The organism is Pseudomonas sp. GW821-FHT01D09, assembly GCF_059422465.1.
This window is the reverse complement of sequence record NZ_JBWKWY010000027.1, coordinates 1-15,506: the sequence shown is the minus strand read 5'-3', so window position 1 is coordinate 15,506 and position 15,506 is coordinate 1. Positions and strand designations below refer to the sequence as shown.

The window sequence follows — 15,506 nt, the reverse complement described above, 5'->3', positions numbered from 1 at the left end:
TCATTGTAGAAAGGCAGGCAAAAATCATGCAGGGTGCTGCGGTTCAGGCGGGTGTGCGCACCACGATCCCCGCCTGGTCCAGGGCCCTGCGGGTTGCTGCCACCAGGTCCAGGGCCCCCGGTGTATCGCTGTGCAGGCAGATGGAATCGAATTCGATAAACAGGTCTTCGCCCTCGACGGTGCGCACCAGGCCGGTCTGGCAGGCCCGCAGCACACGGGCCGCCACGGTGGCCGGGTCCAGGGCGCGTACGTTGCGGGTAAACACGATGGAGCCGGACAGGTCGTACTCACGGTCGGCATAGAACTCGCGCACCACCGGCTGCCCCAGCTCTTTGGCAATACGCCAGATCACCGAGCCCGGCATGCAGTACAGCAACAGCCCGGGCTCCAGGCGTTGCAGGTTTTCCACCAGCAGGCGTGCGGCTTCTTCGTCCCGGGCCAGATGCATGTACAGCGCGCCATGGGGTTTGATGTGCTGCAAGGTCACGCCCTGTACCCGCGCCAATTCACGCAGGGCCCCCAGTTGGTAGAGCATGTCGTCCACCAGTTCCTGGGCCGGGGCGTTGATGTGGCGGCGGCCAAACCCCACCAGGTCGCGAAAGCCCGGGTGCGCGCCAATGGCCACGCCCAACTGTTTGGCGCGCTCGATGGTGCGACGCATGGTGCCGGGGTCGCCGGCATGAAAGCCAGTGGCGACATTGGCGGAGCTGATAAACGCCATCAACTCATGATCCACACCGTCGCCGATGGTCCAGGGGCCGAAGCTTTCGCCCATGTCCGAGTTGAAATCCACTGTCTGCATCGGGGCTGCTCCGCTAGGGTTCGTGCCAGGGAAAATAGGCTGGCCCTTGACCCCTTGGGAAGATCTATTATCAGATAGACCATCTTCTGAAAATCAGATACCCCAACGAGAAATCTGCATGTCCCTGACCTTGCGCCAGGTGCGCTACTTTGTCGCCACCGCCGAAATCGGCCAGATTTCCCAGGCGGCGATTCACCTGAACATTTCCCAATCGGCGGTGACCACCGCGATCAAGGAACTGGAAGCCATGCTCGGTGCCCAGCTGTTTGTGCGCTCGGCCCAGGGCATGAACCTGACCGACGCCGGCCGGCACTTTCTCAACCGCGCCTATGTGATTGTGCGCAGTGTCGACGATGCCCTCAGCAGCCCGCTGCCAGACTACCGCGCCAGCGGTGTGCTGCGGGTCGCGGCCAGTTACACGGTGCTGGGTTACTTCCTGCCGCACCACCTGCAACGCATGGCGCATTGGCACCCGGACGTGACCATCGAGGTCTTCGAGCAGGAGCGCCAGGCCATCGAACAGGGGCTGCTGGAGGGCCAGTTCGAGATGGCGGTGGTGCTCACCGCCAACCTGACCCACCCGCATATCGTCTCCGAAACCCTGTTCAACTCCGAACGTCGCCTGTGGCTGCCCAGCCACCATCCGCTGTGCGAGCGCAGCGCCGTCAGCCTGGCCGATGTGGCCCGGGAGCCCTATATCCTGCTGACCGTGGATGAGGCCGAGCAAAGTGCCATGCGCTACTGGGAACAGGCCGGGCAGACGCCCAAGGTACGGCTGCGTACCAGTTCGGTGGAGGCGGTGCGCAGTATGGTGGCCAATGGCAGTGGCGTGGCGATCCTGTCCGACCTGGTGCACCGCCCCTGGTCCCTGGAAGGCAAGCGTATCGAGACCTTGAGCGTGACTGACAAGGTCGCGCCCATGAGCGTCGGCCTGGCCTGGCACCGCGAGCGCACCTTTACTCCGGCGATGCAGGCGTTCCGCGACTACTTCCACGACGCGTTCCTCGCCCCGCAGCAGTTGTCGACACGCCGTTAAAGCTGGGCCTTCAAGGTGGCCGACAACCACTCCATCAGCACCCGCACCCTGAGCGGCAAGTGGCGCTGGCCGGCATACAGCATCGACACATCCAGCGCAGGCGCGGGATAGTCGGGAAGCACCGCCACCAACTCACCCTTGTCGAGCAATTCGCGGATGCCCAGCCGCGGCACCTGAATGATCCCGAAACCGGCCAGGCACGCCGACTGGTACGCGTCCGTACTGTTGACCGTGACCCGCCCGGCCATGGCGATGCGCTGCACCTTGTTGCCCAGCACATACTCAAAGCCCGACGAGCGCGCGCCCAGCGGGCGCACGTAGTGCACCAACTGATGCACGGCCAGATCGGCCAGGGTCCGGGGCTCGCCGTAGCGTTGCAGGTAGCCGGGGCTGACGCAGTTGATCATTGGCATGCTGCACAATAACCGCGCCACCACCGACTGGTCGGGCTGCGCGCCGACACGCAACACACAGTCAAAGCCTTCTGCCAGCAGGTCGACCTGACGGTCGGAGCCGCTGATCTCCAGCTCGATCAAGGGGTGCCGATCCATAAACTCCGGCAGGCGCGGCACGATCACCTTGCGGGCCATGACATTGGGCATATCGATACGGATCCGCCCGCTCAATTGCGCCTCGTCCTGGCGAAACAACCCTTCCAGCTCTTCCATGTGCGCCAGCAGATCCTTGCTGCGCTCATACAGCACCCGCCCGTCCTGGGTGGCCTGCACCTTGCGCGTGGTGCGCTGCAACAGGCGCGTGCCCAGCAGCGTTTCCAGGGCCCGTACGTGCTCGGACACCGTGGAGCGCGGCAGCCCCAGGCTGTCGCCGGCCTGGGTAAAACTCGACAGCTCGGTGACGCGGACAAAGGTGTGCAACAGGTCCAGCTTGTTCATGGCGGCGGCCCGTGATTGTTCGGCTGATCCGACCAGTGAGTTCGGATCTGCTCTATTTATCACGCAATGCACGGACAAATACACTCAATCCCATACCTACCACCCGCTCCGAGGACTACACCATGCCCCGTAAAATCGCACTGATCACCGGCGCCAGCCGTGGCTTGGGCAAAAGCACCGCCCTGCACCTGGCCGCGCAAGGCATCGATATCATTGGCACTTACTACAGCAAGGCCGAGGAGGCCCAGGCGGTGGTGGCAGAGATAGAACAGCTCGGTGGCCGCGCCGCCATGCTGCAACTGGATGTAAGCCAGAGTGCCACCTTCGACGGGTTTATCCGCGAAGTCGGCCGCACGTTAAAGGACGTTTTCGCACAGGAGTATTTCGATTTTCTGGTCAACAATGCCGGTGTCGGCACCCATGCCAGCTTTGTCGAAACCACCGAAGAACAGTTCGACCAAATGGTCGCGATCCACCTCAAGGGCCCGTTCTTCCTGACCCAGAAGCTGCTGCCACTGATCGTCGATGGCGGGCGCATCATCAATATCTCCAGCGGCCTGGCCCGTTTCAGCCTGCCGGGGTATGCCGCCTACGCCTCAATGAAAGGCGCGATGGAAGTGCTGACCCGCTACCAGGCCAAGGAATTGGGCGCACGAGGGATCAGCGTCAATACCCTGGCCCCGGGCGCCATTGCCACCGACTTCGGCGGCGGTGCCGTGCGCGATAACGCCGACATCAATGCGTTTGTCGCCGGCAACACGGCCCTGGGGCGGGTCGGCTTGCCGGACGATATTGGCGGGGCGATTGCCACGCTGCTGGCCGACGGTAGCAAATGGATCAATGGGCAACGGATCGAGGCGTCGGGCGGGATGTTTGTCTGACCGTCACACTCGCTCTGGCGCACGTTGCTGCAGGAACTTTTCCCGCAGCACGTCGTAGCCCCAGTGGTACACATAGGTGTACGGCAGGAAGAACAGCAGCACGCCGATATCCAGGATAAACGCCTGCATCAGGCTGATGTTCAGCCACGCGGCAATCAGCGGCACGGCAAACAGAATCAGCCCGCCCTCGAACAACAGGGCGTGCATGACCCGGGTCTTGACGCTGTTGGCCAGTTGCAGGCGCACCTTGAGGCGGTCGAAAAAGCTGTTGAAAATCATGTTCCAGGTCAGCGCCAACAGGCTGATGGCCAGGGTCACCGCGCCCATTTCCAGGGCCGGCCGGCCGGTGATCCAGACCAGTAGCGGGGTACAGATCAACAAGGCCAGGCCTTCAAAGCCGATGGCCTGGAAAACGCGTTCAGTGATGGATTTGGTGGTGTTCATAAGCCTTGCTCTGTGAATGTCGAGGGTTGCCATCATTACCCTTAAACCCGATACTTCATAATCAATAACCATCGATCAAGGCGATAGATGATGGCCTCTTATGAAGTGTTGCAAGCCTTTGTGCAGGCCGCGACCCAAGGTTCGTTTTCGGCGGCGGCGCGCAAGCTGGGCAAGAGCCAATCCACGGTCAGCGCGGCAGTGGCCAGCCTGGAGATTGACCTGGACGTGGTGCTGTTCGACCGCAGCAGCCGCAAGCCGACCCTGACCCCGGCCGGGCATGTCCTGCTGCAACGGGCCGAGCAGGTGCTGGAGGCCAGCAGCCGCCTGGAGCTTGCCGCCAGCCAGTTGTCCCGGGGGCTGGAGCCCAGGCTCAGCATTGCCATGTCCGATACCTATCAGTCGGGACGCTTTGAAACGCTGCTCAGTGCCCTCGAACAGCGCTATCCAGACCTGGAGCTGGAGTGGCTGATTGCCGAATGCGAAGACCTCATCGCCCTGGTCCAAAGCGGACGGGCGCAGCTCGCGTTTATCGAGGCGCAGGAGGTCTACCCGCCAGACCTGACCCATGCCACCGTCGAGGAGCGCACGCAACTTGCGCTGTTTGTTTCCCCACGACATGCACTGGCCAGCCTCGATGGCCTCGATCAGCAAACCCTGCAACAACACCGGGAACTGCGCCTGGCAAGCATCATCAACCCCAATGAAAACCGGCTGACCGGCCGGGTGTGGTCCGCCCCCAGCTTTTTGATGCTGATGGAAATGGCCATCCTCGGTTTTGGCTGGGCGCCCTTGCCACGCTGGCTGGTGGAGCGCTTTGCCAATGGCCAACTGGTAGAGCTCAAGGCTCGCGGCTGGCCACGCTCGGTGGCGGTGGATGCCTTGTGGTCACGGCAACACCCACCGGGCCCGGCGGGGAGCTGGCTGTTGGAAAAGATGCTCGAATAACCCCTGTGGGAGCCGGCTTGCCGGCGCCTACAAGGGGGTGTCGGTACAGCTGGCCAGGCGCCGTTCGATGAAGCGTTTTTCCGGGGTTTGATGGGTCAGGCCCAGGGCTTTTTCGTAGGCCTGGCGCGCCTCTTTCATCCGCCCCAGTTGCCGACAAAACTCCCCCCGCGCCGAATGCGCCAGGTGGTAATCGCGCAACTCGCCCCGCGCCAGGATCCCCTCCACCTGCTGCAAGCCCGCCAGCGGCCCATCGCGCATGGCCAGGGCAACGGCGCGGTTGAGCTCGATCACCGGCGACGGCAGCATCCGCAGCAGCACGTCATACAGGCCGATAATCTGTGGCCAATCGGTCTGCGCCGCACTCGGTGCCTCGGCGTGCACCGCCGCTATCGCCGCTTGCAGGCAATAAGGCCCAAAGCGCCGGGTGGCCAGGGCCTGCTCCACCCATGCGCAGCCTTGGGCAATCAATGAGGCATCCCACAACGTCCGGTCCTGTTCATCCAGCAGCACCAGCTCCGCGGCGGGCGACAGCCTAGCCGGGCGCCGGGACTCATGGAGCAGCATCAACGCCAGCAGGCCCATGACTTCCGGTTCCGGCAGCAACTCCAGAAGCAGGTGGCCCAGGCGGATGGCCTCGCGGGTCAAGTCGTCACGGGTCAGGTCGGCGCCCATGGAGGCCGAGTAGCCCTCGTTGAACACCAGGTAAATCACCCGCAACACGCTGTCCAGGCGCTCGGGCAACTCGGCCAGCCCTGGTACTTGGTAGGGGATTTTCGCCTCGCGGATCTTGCCCTTGGCCCGCACGATACGCTGGGCGATGGTCGCCGGCGTAACCAGGAAGGCCCGGGCAATTTCCTCGGTGCTGAGGTCACAAATCTCACGCAGGGTAAGCGGCACCTGCGCATCCGCCGCCAGCGCCGGATGGCAGCAGGTGAAGATCAGGCGCAGGCGGTCGTCTTCCACGTCTTCGGCACTCCAGTCAGCCGCTTCCAGCGCATCGGCCTGCTCCTGCAACAACGGGGTGAAGCGGGCCTGGCGCCGCAAGCGGTCGATGGCCTTGAAGCGCCCGGTCGACACCAGCCACGCCCGGGGGTTGTCGGGCACGCCGTCTTGCTGCCAGCGCTCGACCGCGACGAAGAACGCCTCATGCAAGGCCTCTTCGGCGAGGTCGAAATCCCCCAGCAGGCGAATCAAGGTGGCCAGGATGCGCCGCGACTCACTGCGGTAGATTGCCTCGACCCGGGCCTTGACGGTCAATCAGGCATGCCCTCGGTCACCAGTCTCACCAACCGCTCCAGGCTCTCGCCCCAGCCCTGATGGAAGCCCATGGCTTCGTGGGCCTGTTTGTCGGCTTCGCTCCAGTGCATGGCGCGGGCGGTATAGCGGGTCTTGCCATCCACCTCCTCGAAGGTCACTTCAGCGCTCATAAACGGCTTGCCCGAGGGAATCCAGCCCGGCAGGAATGCATCGGTAAACACCAGGCGACGCGGCGCATCGATCTCCAGGAACACGCCCTGGGTCGGGTACTCGCTGCCGTCCGGCGCGCGCATCAGGGTGCGAAACAGGCCACCGACCCACAGGTTCATTTCGCACTCCGGCGTGGTCATGCCGTGGGGGCCCCACCATTGCTGCAACAGCGCAGGTTCGGTCCAGGCGCGGAACACCTGGTTCGGTGGCGCGTCGATCACGCGGCTGATGGACAGTTCAAATGCAGCGGGTTGAGTGTTCATGGATAAACCTCCTGAGTCTTATGATTGTTGGGTTCAGAGAGTCAACTCACGCACGGGGCGCACTTCCACACTGCCGACCCGTGCCGCCGGGATACCACCGGCCACCTGCAGCGCCTCATTCAGGTCCCGGGCTTCGATCAGGTAGAAGCCGGCAAGCTGCTCCTTGGTTTCGGCAAACGGCCCATCGGTGATCGATAACTTGCCGTTGCGCATGCGCACGGTGGTGGCCGTGCTCACCGGCTGCAGGGCCTCGGCCGCAAGCATGCGGCCACTGCCGTGGACTGCCTCGGCGTAGGCATGGCATTCCGCATCCTTGGGGCTGTCGGGCAGGCTGTGCAGCAAGGCTTCGGCGCTGTAGACCAGGCACAGGTATTTCATGGCGTTCTCCGTTTTCGGACTACTGACTATAGTTGGCCGCGATCAAGGTTTCAGGTCGAACAGGCCAACGCCGCTTTCCATATCGAAAGGCGCGGACCAGTGCTCATGCACCACCTTCCATTGCCCCTCGATCCGCTGATAGCCGGCAGTGACGCGCATCCAGCAGGTTTTAACCACGCCATCCGGCCCCGCGCCGCCACAATGGGCAAGCCAGTGGGCAAAGGCGCTGTTATCGGCGGCGACGATATGCAACTCATGGAACTCAAAGATACCGGCGCCCGGGCAACACTCCATGCAGGCCTGCCAATGGGCACGGTAGGCGTTCTTACCTTTGAATTGCAGGGCATTGACGGCATCGAACGCGACAATGTCGTCGGCATAAAAGCTGACAATCCGCTCGATATCCTTGGCGACGACGGCTTGTTTCCATTGTTCGATCAGGGTGTTGATTGCGCTGCTCATGGTGCTACTCCTCAGGGTTGGATAATCACGGATGACAGCCTTAGTCGGCTGGGCCAACCGCCAATCGACAAGCCTACGAAAAATAATTGCGCCCAGGGCAAAACCGCTAGAATTTGCGACTTCCCTGTAGGATTTCGGACAACTGCTCGATGGAAACCCGCCTCGCGCCCTATGAGACGCTGACCGCTGTACAGCAACAGCACCTCGGCACCCTCGAAGTCCACCCCGGGCAACTGCCCTATAGCGGTGATATCGACTGCGCGTTGAACAGCCTGCTGGTCAACCCCAGCCCCGGCATCAAGGGCTTCGCCCTGCTGGCCGACGATATGCCCGTGGCGTTCCTGCTGCTCAAGCGCCCGCCGTGCCTGCCCCATTGGGCCGACGCCCACAGCGCCACCCTGCATGCCCTGCAAGTCGATCGCCGCCAGCAAGGCCGAGGCTTCGGCAAGGCCTGCCTGCAAGCCCTGCCCGCCGCCGCCCGCCTGGCCTGGCCGCAGATCACGGGCCTGGAGTTGTCGGTGGACCGCGACAATGTGGCGGCCATGGGCTTGTACTTGCAGCAGGGTTGGGTAGACCGGGGGGAGGCGTATAAGGGGCGGGTGGGTTATGAGCGGCGGTTGGCGCTACTGTTTTGATTACCGGCAAGGAGATTCCCATGCTAAGCACCCTGGAACAGCTCGAAACCCTCTACGGCCTGCCCCACGAGCGTGCCCTGCGCAAGGAAATCGCGTTTCTCAATGAGGATTACCAGGCGATGGTCAAAGCCTCGCCGCTGGTGATTGTCAGTTCGGCAGGCGCCGATGGCCTCGACGGCTCGCCTCGGGGCGATGTGCCGGGGTTTGTGCGGATCATCGATGAACGCACGCTGGCGATCCCGGATCGACCGGGCAATAACCGCCTCGATACCTTGCGTAACCTGTTGGTGGATCCGCGGGTTGCCTTGCTGTTTATCATTCCAGGAATCGGTGAAACGTTGCGGGTCAACGGGCGGGCGCAGATCTCCATCGAGCCTGAGTTGCTGCAAAGCTTTGCGGTCAATGGCAAGCCGGCGCGGTCGGTGATTGTGGTGCAGGTGCAAGCGGCGTATTTCCATTGCTCGAAGGCCTTTGTACGCTCCGATTGCTGGAACCCGGACAAGCATGTGGAGCGTTCGACGCTGCCATCAGCGGGGGCCTTCCACAGACGTTTGAATGATGGGCAGTTTGATGCCGAGGCCTATGACCGGGAGATGCCGCAGAGGGTAAAAGACAGTCTCTATTGAACACGCTAGACCTGCCAGAGGCCGGTTGTCTACTGTCAACCTTCACAGCTATACGGATTTTACCCATGGGTTTTTACTGACCAACCAAGGCTGTCGCTCATCGCTTACAACGAGCAGGCGTGGACACTCAAAACTGCCACGTTGGAGAATGCCCATGAGTATTCCGTCGAACAGCAATACGGTAAACGCCGCAGGAGGCCCCGATCTTTCCTTCGGAAATAAAAAACCTAAAGACGGTACGGTTATCGCTACCGAATCCGGGGGGCTTTCTCGTGTACTCAGTAATGGTTCATCTATAATCGTCGGCCTGGCCTATATCGAAAACGAAAGATTTATCGTCGTAACCAAACACACACCTACTGGAGAGTTGGATATCAATTTCGGAGTTTGGCATACGCCTACTACAGACTTTGTCACCCTCGTTGAATTGATCATTCAGCATGACGGGAAGCCTCTGCTACTGGCCGCCCTTGGAGAAGCACAAACAGCATTCATTACCCGATTCAATTCAGACACCGGCAGTGTGGACCCTTCATTTGGTATCGAGGGTACAAGGTTACTGGACAAGCAGCTTTACATCGGATTGACCGCAAGAGGTGGTCTAGCGGAGCAGGAGGATCACGCTATCATCGCTGTATTCCATAACCGCATAAACAGCTTTATTTTCCAGCTCAACAGTAGCGGCGAGATAATCAATTTTGGAAGAGTTGGCCCGATTGAATCACCCAATGCCCGGCTCAATACAGTACTGATCACTAACAGCGGTTTTATAGTTGCCGGATCCGCAGTACAAAAGGCATACATCATCGGACTTCAGCACGACGGGGAACAAGACAGTAACTTTGGTAACAATGGTTTTGTCCAACTGCAATTTGCAAACAATAACGACAAACAGGTTACTGCACTGGCCCGGGGTAAAAATGGCCAAATCGTTGTTGTAGGAGGCACTTACACTTTGCCAACAGAGGTAAACTTCATCACCAGTCTCCTTGCCAATGGCCAACCCAACTCACAATTTCACCTGGGAAAGCCTCTTGAAAGCGACAGCCAACACGGAAGCTATGTCAGCGTGACTGTTCAACCTGATGGGAAAGTTGTTGCATTAGCCCGCAACGAGCGCGGCAGTGTAGTCAAACTGATCAGACACACCCCGACCGGCCAGTTGGATTCCACCTTTGGTGCTGGAGGCATTGCCGAAGCATGGAGAGACCCCCAGGGAAGACCTTGGTCCTCCGATATCAATCGAGTGGAATGGGTAGAGCCCAGTAAAACATTGCAAAGCAGTGGCATTTTGAACACTGCGACAGCGTCCTTTATTGGACGACTGCTCAGCCAATAGTGGTATCGGCTGAGCTGCCCATACAGCTCAGCCGTATTGCATCAACGCTGCTCGACAGGCAGCCAGATTTCCACGGTGCCAGTGCCCTTATCCACATCGAAGTCGGCGCTGTAGCGTTCTAAATCCGGCCCGGCCACCTTGTACCCCGACGCAGGCAACCACTCGTACATGATCCGCTCATAGGTCTGCGACAGCGCATACACCGGCCCGTAGTGCGCGAAGACCGCGTAATGATTGGCCGGCACTTCAATGGATTGAAAGTTGCCCGGCACATCACTTTTGGCCGGCACTTGGACCCCGGCGATGTAATCGAATTCTTCCTGGGTGGCGTTGTAGCACACGCCGTAGGTCACGCCGCCAATGCGTTTCTTGATGTCCTTGATGCAGGTGTCGAACAACTCCCACAACTTCGGAATATCCCCCAGCGTAGCCTTGCCGTAATGACCACCGACCCCGGCGATCACCATGGCCTTGCCCTCTTCCATGCGGGGTTCCAGGGGTAACGTTACCTGTTGGTTCATCTGCACAATCTCCATGGGTGAGTGACCAAAACCATACCGAGTATAGGGGCATACACACGTCACACTCCAGATGGAAAAATTTCCTACACCATCTGGACAACCAGCTGTCATCGCCCGTATTGTCTGCCCCGCAGGCCACCGCAGTGGCCGACGTCGCTCGGACGGTTCCGGGCGCTTACGTATTCCGAGGCAACAATGGCAGACCAAGGTTCGCCGCGCCGCTTTGCGCGCATAGATCGACTCCCCCCTTATGTTTTTAATATCACTGCCGAGCTGAAGATGGCTGCGCGTCGGCGCGGCGAAGACATCATCGACCTGAGCATGGGTAACCCCGACGGCCCGACACCACCGCATATCGTGGAAAAACTGGTGACCGTCGCCCAGCGTGAAGACACCCACGGCTACTCCACCTCCAAGGGCATCCCGCGCCTGCGCCGCGCGATTTCGCGCTGGTACAAGGACCGCTATGAGGTGGATATCGACCCGGAAACCGAGGCCATCGTGACCATCGGTTCCAAGGAAGGCCTGGCGCACCTGATGCTGGCCACCCTGGACCAGGGCGACACCGTGCTGGTGCCCAACCCCAGCTACCCGATCCACATCTACGGTGCGGTGATTGCCGGCGCCCAGGTGCGCTCGGTGCCGCTGATTCCCGGCGTGGACTTCTTCGCCGAGCTGGAGCAGGCCATTCGCGGTTCGATCCCCAAGCCGAAAATGATGATCCTGGGCTTTCCGTCCAACCCGACCGCGCAGTGCGTGGAGCTGGACTTCTTCGAGCGGGTGATCGCCCTGGCCAAGCAGTACGACGTGCTGGTGATCCACGACCTAGCCTATGCCGATATCGTCTACGACGGCTGGAAAGCCCCGTCGATCATGCAGGTGCCGGGCGCCAAGGACATTGCGGTGGAGTTTTTCACCCTGTCCAAGAGCTACAACATGGCCGGCTGGCGCATCGGCTTTATGGTCGGTAATGCGGAGTTGGTCAACGCCCTGGCGCGCATCAAGAGTTACCACGACTACGGCACCTTCACCCCGCTGCAAGTGGCGGCGATTGCCGCGCTGGAAGGCGACCAGCAATGTGTGAAGGACATTGCCGAGCAGTACCGCCAGCGCCGCAACGTGCTGGTCAAGGGCCTGCATGAACTGGGCTGGATGGTGGAGAACCCGAAGGCGTCGATGTACGTCTGGGCGAAAATCCCCGAGGCGTATGCCGCCATGGGCTCGCTGGAATTTGCCAAGAAGCTGCTGCTTGAAGCCAAGGTGTGTGTGTCGCCGGGGATCGGCTTTGGCGAGTATGGCGATGACCATGTGCGCTTTGCGCTGATCGAGAACCAGGACCGCATTCGCCAGGCGGTGCGCGGGATCCGGGCCATGTTCCGGGCCGATGGCCTGGTCACCAAGGCCTGACCCTCTGATCGTTCCCACGCTCTGCGTGGGAATGTAGTCCGGGACGCTCTGCGTCCCAAAGCGTGACGCAGAGCGTCACAAGGGGCATTCCCACGCGGAGCGTGGGAACGATCACTCACCCCTGGTTGGGTTACACCACCAACGACAGCAACATGATAAAGCCCAGCGCCACGATGGACAGGATGGTCTCCATGGCCGTCCAGGTCTTGAACGTCTCGGCCACGGTCATGTTGAAGTACTGCTTGACCAGCCAGAACCCGGCATCGTTGACGTGCGACAGGATCAACGACCCCGCCCCCGTCGCCAGCACCAGCAACTCCAGGTTGACCCCCGGCACCATCCCCACCACCGGCACCACAATGCCTGCGCCAGTAATGGTGGCAACGGTCGCCGAACCCGTGGCAATCCGAATCACCGCCGCCACCAGCCACGCCAGCAGGATCGGGTTGATCTGTGCCGTCACCGCCATATGGCCGATCACATCACCCACGCCGCTGGTCACCAGCATCTGCTTGAAACCACCGCCGGCACCGATGATCAGGATGATCGCGGCCGTCGGCGCAAGGCTGGCATCCAGCAGCTTGAGGATCTGCTTGGAGCCGATGCCCTGGCGATGGCCAAAGGTGTACAGCGACAGCAGCAACGCCAGGAGCAAGGCGCTGATCGGGTGGCCGATCATGTCCATCCAGTTGCGCACGATATGCCCGTCGGGCAAGGCGATGTCGGCGAAGGTTTTCAGCAGCATCAGGAACACCGGCAGCAGCACGGTGATCAGGGTGATGCTGAAGCTCGGCAGGTTTTTCCCGTCGGACTCGCGGGCCAGTTGGTCCACCAGTTCCTGGGACGGGTTGCCCGGAATGTACTTGGCAATGAACGTGCCGAAGATCGGCCCGGCAATGATGGCGGTGGGCAAGGCGACGATCAGGCCGTAGAGGATGGTCTTGCCGATATCCGCGCCAAACACGCCGATGGCCAGCAACGGCCCCGGGTGCGGCGGCACCAGGCCATGCACCGCCGACAGGCCGGCGAGCAGCGGGATGCCGATCTTGATCAGCGACACCCCGGTACGCCGCGCCACGATAAACACCAGCGGGATCAGCAGCACAAAGCCGATCTCGAAGAACAGCGGGATGCCCACCAGGAACGCGGCAAACATCATGGCCCACTGCACCTTGTCCTTGCCGAAGGCGCGGATCAGGGTTTGAGCGATCTGATCGGCACCACCGGATTCGGCCATCATCTTGCCGAGCATCGTACCCAGCGCCAGGATAATCCCGACAAACCCGAGCACCCCGCCGAAACCGTCCTGGAAGGCCTTGATAATCTTGTCCACGGGCATGCCCGAGGTCAGGCCCAGGAAGCCTGCGGCGATGATCAGGGCAATAAAGGGGTGGACCTTGAACCGGGTGATCAACACGATCAGCCCGATGATGGTGACCACTGCATCGAGCAGCAGGTAAGACTCGTGGGACATGCCAAACATGGGGGTCGTCTCCTGTTTGTTGTTGTTATTAAAGCGGGTGTTGAGTTTCGTGCCGTCGGATAGCGCTATCTTTCGGCCAAAAAATCATCGGGAAGGTTCAAAGCCGTGGGTCAGCCACCAGGCATGGGTCTGCGCGGCCAGGTCCTCGATGCTGTCTTCACTGGCGTTGAGGGCCAGGGTCAGCGGCTCGCCGATAGGCGATTCGAGGGTGGCGAACTGGCTGTCGATCAGGCTGGCCGGCATAAAATGGCCGGGGCGATGGGACACGCGGTCGGCGGCCACCTCGCGGGTCAGCTCCAGGAAGACAAAGCCCAGGCCCGGCGCGGCTTCGCGCAGGTGATCGCGGTATTTTTTCTTCAGCGCCGAACAGGTCAGCACCGGATGCTCGCCAGCCTTGAGCGCACGGCGCAGCTCATCGCAGAGGATATCGAGCCAGCCGGCCCGGTCGTCGTCGTTGAGGGGATGGCCTGCGCTCATCTTTTCGATATTGGCGGCCGGGTGAAAGCTGTCGCCTTCAATGGCGGTGGCGCCGTTCAACAGGCACAGGGCCTCGCTGACACTGGACTTGCCACAGCCGGAAACACCCATGATGACCAGGGCGGTAACAGGTTGACTCATGAAACACCTCAGGACGCAGATAGCGCTATCTTTGCACGCCCTAAGGCTTGTGCAAACACAGGCTTTTCCCGCGCCTAATTGTCATTTTTATGGAGTGACGCGTGCATCCTCTCCAACCGTTTGCGCAAGTATTTGCAGGCTTTTGGAGACAGCGCTACCTTAGTGCCTCGATTTTTGTTTGGCAAGCCGCCTGATGACCTCCAAGAACGATAAAAATACCCGCACCACGGGTCGCCCGACCCTTAACGAAGTAGCCCGCCTGGCCGGCGTCAGCCCGATTACCGCCTCCCGGGCCCTGCGCGGGATCAGCACCGTGGCCACCGAACTGGTGGAAAAAGTGCAAAAAGCCGCAGCCGAGCTGAACTACGTGGTCAACCCGGCCGCCCGTGCCCTGGCCTCGGCCCGCAGCCAATCGGTGGTGGTGCTGGTGCCCTCGCTGTCCAACCTGCTATTTATCGAAACCCTGGAGGCCATTCACCAGGTATTGCGGCCCAAGGGCTTTGAAGTGCTGATCGGCAACACCCACTATTCCCGGGACGAAGAAGAAAACCTGCTGCGCAACTACATGGCCTACCAGCCACGGGGCCTGCTGCTGACCGGCTTTGACCGCACCGAAAGCGCCCGGCGCATGGTGGAATCGAGCAATGTGCCCTGCGTGTACATGATGGACCTGGACCCGGCGGCCGGGGTCAACTGCGTCGGTTTCTCGCAGATCAATGCCGGCGAAACCGCAGCGGCGCACCTGATCTCCCGGGGCCGCAAGCGCCTGGCATATGTCGGCGCGCAGTTGGACCAGCGTACGCTGCTGCGCGGCGAAGGCTTCCGCCGCGGCCTGCAGCAGGCCGGCCTGTATGACCCGGCCCTCGAACTGCTGACCCCGCGCCCCTCGTCGGTGGGCCTGGGTGGCGAGTTGTTCCTGCAACTGTTGGCCAGCCACCCGGACGTGGACGCGATCTTCTTCGGCAACGACGACCTGGCCCAGGGCGCCTTGCTCGAAGCCCTGCGCCACGGGATCAAGGTGCCGCAACAGGTGGCGGTGCTGGGCTTCAACGACCTGCCCGCCTCCAGCTTCATGGTGCCGCGCCTGAGCAGCATCAGCACCCCACGCGAAGCCATTGGCCGACGCGCGGCAGAGCATTTGCTGATGGCGATGGCGGGCAGCAAGATCGCCAGGCCGGTGGTGGACATGGGGTTTGAGTTGAAGGTGCGCGAGAGTACCTGAACCGCATACAGTCAATGTGGGAGCGGGCTTGCCCGCGATAACGGTGTGTCAGGCAATACATCCGGCACTGATACACCGTTATCG

General features: G+C 61.3%; 18 protein-coding genes. 8 read left to right on the top strand and 10 right to left on the bottom strand.

All coding sequences use genetic code 11. The annotated features are described in order from the left end of the window. Positions 1-43: 43 nt before the first annotated feature. Positions 44-802, bottom strand: a complete 759-nt coding sequence (locus AC07W7_RS20405) for a 5-oxoprolinase subunit PxpA (RefSeq protein ID WP_495040009.1) — start codon at positions 800-802, stop codon at positions 44-46. 118 nt (positions 803-920) lie between these two features. On the opposite strand from AC07W7_RS20405, the gene AC07W7_RS20400 reads away from it, so the two are divergent. Continuing rightward, a complete protein-coding gene (locus AC07W7_RS20400) occupies positions 921-1,838 on the top strand; it encodes a LysR family transcriptional regulator (protein ID WP_076962920.1) in 918 nt (305 codons plus the stop codon). On the opposite strand, the gene AC07W7_RS20395 is transcribed toward AC07W7_RS20400, so the two are convergent. Next, entirely contained in the window at positions 1,835-2,731 is an 897-nt protein-coding gene (locus AC07W7_RS20395) for a LysR family transcriptional regulator (protein ID WP_076962921.1), read from the bottom strand. The genes AC07W7_RS20400 and AC07W7_RS20395 overlap by 4 nt on opposite strands. 122 nt (positions 2,732-2,853) lie before the next feature. On the opposite strand from AC07W7_RS20395, the gene AC07W7_RS20390 reads away from it, so the two are divergent. Then, a complete protein-coding gene (locus AC07W7_RS20390; protein WP_076962922.1) occupies positions 2,854-3,612 on the top strand; it encodes an SDR family NAD(P)-dependent oxidoreductase in 759 nt (252 codons plus the stop codon). A gap of 3 nt (positions 3,613-3,615) precedes the next feature. Here AC07W7_RS20390 and AC07W7_RS20385 read toward each other — a convergent pair whose 3' ends face one another. Next, the gene (locus AC07W7_RS20385; protein WP_076962923.1) at positions 3,616-4,056 is read right to left on the bottom strand and encodes a multidrug/biocide efflux PACE transporter; all 441 of its coding nucleotides are present in this window, start codon (positions 4,054-4,056) and stop codon (positions 3,616-3,618) included. 90 nt (positions 4,057-4,146) lie between these two features. Here AC07W7_RS20385 and AC07W7_RS20380 point away from each other — a divergent pair, with 90 nt between their 5' ends. Beyond that, positions 4,147-5,001 carry a LysR family transcriptional regulator gene (locus tag AC07W7_RS20380; protein WP_495040008.1) on the top strand — a complete coding sequence of 285 codons (855 nt, stop codon included), beginning with the start codon at positions 4,147-4,149 and terminating at the stop codon, positions 4,999-5,001. Between the two features lie 27 nt (positions 5,002-5,028). On the opposite strand, the gene AC07W7_RS20375 is transcribed toward AC07W7_RS20380, so the two are convergent. The 4 genes from AC07W7_RS20375 to AC07W7_RS20360 are packed head-to-tail and all read right to left on the bottom strand — an operon-like array spanning position 5,029 to position 7,571. Then, positions 5,029-6,258, bottom strand: coding sequence for an RNA polymerase sigma factor (locus AC07W7_RS20375; protein ID WP_076962925.1), 1,230 nt, complete (start codon positions 6,256-6,258; stop codon positions 5,029-5,031). After that, on the bottom strand, positions 6,255-6,731 hold the full coding sequence (locus tag AC07W7_RS20370; RefSeq protein ID WP_495040007.1) for an SRPBCC family protein: 477 nt from the start codon (positions 6,729-6,731) through the stop codon (positions 6,255-6,257). The genes AC07W7_RS20375 and AC07W7_RS20370 overlap by 4 nt, the downstream gene beginning before the upstream one ends. 33 nt (positions 6,732-6,764) lie before the next feature. Beyond that, entirely contained in the window at positions 6,765-7,109 is a 345-nt protein-coding gene (locus AC07W7_RS20365) for a YciI family protein (RefSeq protein ID WP_099170213.1), read from the bottom strand. Between the two features lie 42 nt (positions 7,110-7,151). Further along, the gene (locus tag AC07W7_RS20360) at positions 7,152-7,571 is read right to left on the bottom strand and encodes a YybH family protein (protein WP_076962928.1); all 420 of its coding nucleotides are present in this window, start codon (positions 7,569-7,571) and stop codon (positions 7,152-7,154) included. A gap of 149 nt (positions 7,572-7,720) precedes the next feature. Between AC07W7_RS20360 and AC07W7_RS20355 the strand changes: the two genes are divergently transcribed. From AC07W7_RS20355 to AC07W7_RS20345, 3 genes are all read left to right on the top strand, one after another. Then, positions 7,721-8,206 (top strand): GNAT family N-acetyltransferase, encoded by a 486-nt coding sequence (locus AC07W7_RS20355; RefSeq protein ID WP_076962929.1) that lies wholly within the window; start codon positions 7,721-7,723, stop codon positions 8,204-8,206. Positions 8,207-8,226: 20 nt separating this feature from the next. After that, positions 8,227-8,832 carry a pyridoxamine 5'-phosphate oxidase family protein gene (locus AC07W7_RS20350; RefSeq protein WP_495040006.1) on the top strand — a complete coding sequence of 202 codons (606 nt, stop codon included), beginning with the start codon at positions 8,227-8,229 and terminating at the stop codon, positions 8,830-8,832. A 154-nt stretch (positions 8,833-8,986) separates the two neighbouring features. Then, positions 8,987-10,171: an NHL repeat-containing protein gene (locus tag AC07W7_RS20345; protein WP_495040005.1), complete on the top strand. Its 1,185-nt coding sequence runs from the start codon at positions 8,987-8,989 to the stop codon at positions 10,169-10,171. A 41-nt stretch (positions 10,172-10,212) separates the two neighbouring features. Here AC07W7_RS20345 and AC07W7_RS20340 read toward each other — a convergent pair whose 3' ends face one another. Beyond that, positions 10,213-10,692 (bottom strand): GyrI-like domain-containing protein, encoded by a 480-nt coding sequence (locus AC07W7_RS20340; protein WP_076962932.1) that lies wholly within the window; start codon positions 10,690-10,692, stop codon positions 10,213-10,215. A gap of 195 nt (positions 10,693-10,887) precedes the next feature. On the opposite strand from AC07W7_RS20340, the gene alaC reads away from it, so the two are divergent. Further along, complete coding sequence (gene alaC, locus AC07W7_RS20335; RefSeq protein ID WP_495040004.1) at positions 10,888-12,099, top strand: alanine transaminase; 1,212 nt, start codon at positions 10,888-10,890, stop codon at positions 12,097-12,099. Positions 12,100-12,229: 130 nt separating this feature from the next. On the opposite strand, the gene AC07W7_RS20330 is transcribed toward alaC, so the two are convergent. Beyond that, on the bottom strand, positions 12,230-13,582 hold the full coding sequence (locus AC07W7_RS20330; RefSeq protein ID WP_099170209.1) for a GntP family permease: 1,353 nt from the start codon (positions 13,580-13,582) through the stop codon (positions 12,230-12,232). Between the two features lie 84 nt (positions 13,583-13,666). Further along, positions 13,667-14,200, bottom strand: a complete 534-nt coding sequence (locus tag AC07W7_RS20325) for a gluconokinase (RefSeq protein WP_029296460.1) — start codon at positions 14,198-14,200, stop codon at positions 13,667-13,669. Positions 14,201-14,390: 190 nt separating this feature from the next. Here AC07W7_RS20325 and gntR point away from each other — a divergent pair, with 190 nt between their 5' ends. After that, entirely contained in the window at positions 14,391-15,422 is a 1,032-nt protein-coding gene (gntR, locus tag AC07W7_RS20320; RefSeq protein WP_495040026.1) for an HTH-type transcriptional regulator GntR, read from the top strand. The last annotated feature ends 84 nt before the right edge of the window (positions 15,423-15,506 follow it).

What these genes read in the sequence shown, in the direction of transcription:
- AC07W7_RS20405 (WP_495040009.1), bottom strand. Translation starts at nt 802, where the DNA reads ATGCAGACAGTGGATTTCAACTCGGACATGGGCGAAAGCTTCGGCCCC.
- AC07W7_RS20400 (WP_076962920.1), top strand. Translation starts at nt 921, where the DNA reads ATGTCCCTGACCTTGCGCCAGGTGCGCTACTTTGTCGCCACCGCCGAA.
- AC07W7_RS20395 (WP_076962921.1), bottom strand. Translation starts at nt 2,731, where the DNA reads ATGAACAAGCTGGACCTGTTGCACACCTTTGTCCGCGTCACCGAGCTG.
- AC07W7_RS20390 (WP_076962922.1), top strand. Translation starts at nt 2,854, where the DNA reads ATGCCCCGTAAAATCGCACTGATCACCGGCGCCAGCCGTGGCTTGGGC.
- AC07W7_RS20385 (WP_076962923.1), bottom strand. Translation starts at nt 4,056, where the DNA reads ATGAACACCACCAAATCCATCACTGAACGCGTTTTCCAGGCCATCGGC.
- AC07W7_RS20380 (WP_495040008.1), top strand. Translation starts at nt 4,147, where the DNA reads ATGGCCTCTTATGAAGTGTTGCAAGCCTTTGTGCAGGCCGCGACCCAA.
- AC07W7_RS20370 (WP_495040007.1), bottom strand. Translation starts at nt 6,731, where the DNA reads ATGAACACTCAACCCGCTGCATTTGAACTGTCCATCAGCCGCGTGATC.
- AC07W7_RS20365 (WP_099170213.1), bottom strand. Translation starts at nt 7,109, where the DNA reads ATGAAATACCTGTGCCTGGTCTACAGCGCCGAAGCCTTGCTGCACAGC.
- AC07W7_RS20360 (WP_076962928.1), bottom strand. Translation starts at nt 7,571, where the DNA reads ATGAGCAGCGCAATCAACACCCTGATCGAACAATGGAAACAAGCCGTC.
- AC07W7_RS20355 (WP_076962929.1), top strand. Translation starts at nt 7,721, where the DNA reads ATGGAAACCCGCCTCGCGCCCTATGAGACGCTGACCGCTGTACAGCAA.
- AC07W7_RS20350 (WP_495040006.1), top strand. Translation starts at nt 8,227, where the DNA reads ATGCTAAGCACCCTGGAACAGCTCGAAACCCTCTACGGCCTGCCCCAC.
- AC07W7_RS20345 (WP_495040005.1), top strand. Translation starts at nt 8,987, where the DNA reads ATGAGTATTCCGTCGAACAGCAATACGGTAAACGCCGCAGGAGGCCCC.
- AC07W7_RS20340 (WP_076962932.1), bottom strand. Translation starts at nt 10,692, where the DNA reads ATGAACCAACAGGTAACGTTACCCCTGGAACCCCGCATGGAAGAGGGC.
- alaC (WP_495040004.1), top strand. Translation starts at nt 10,888, where the DNA reads ATGGCAGACCAAGGTTCGCCGCGCCGCTTTGCGCGCATAGATCGACTC.
- AC07W7_RS20330 (WP_099170209.1), bottom strand. Translation starts at nt 13,582, where the DNA reads ATGTTTGGCATGTCCCACGAGTCTTACCTGCTGCTCGATGCAGTGGTC.
- AC07W7_RS20325 (WP_029296460.1), bottom strand. Translation starts at nt 14,200, where the DNA reads ATGAGTCAACCTGTTACCGCCCTGGTCATCATGGGTGTTTCCGGCTGT.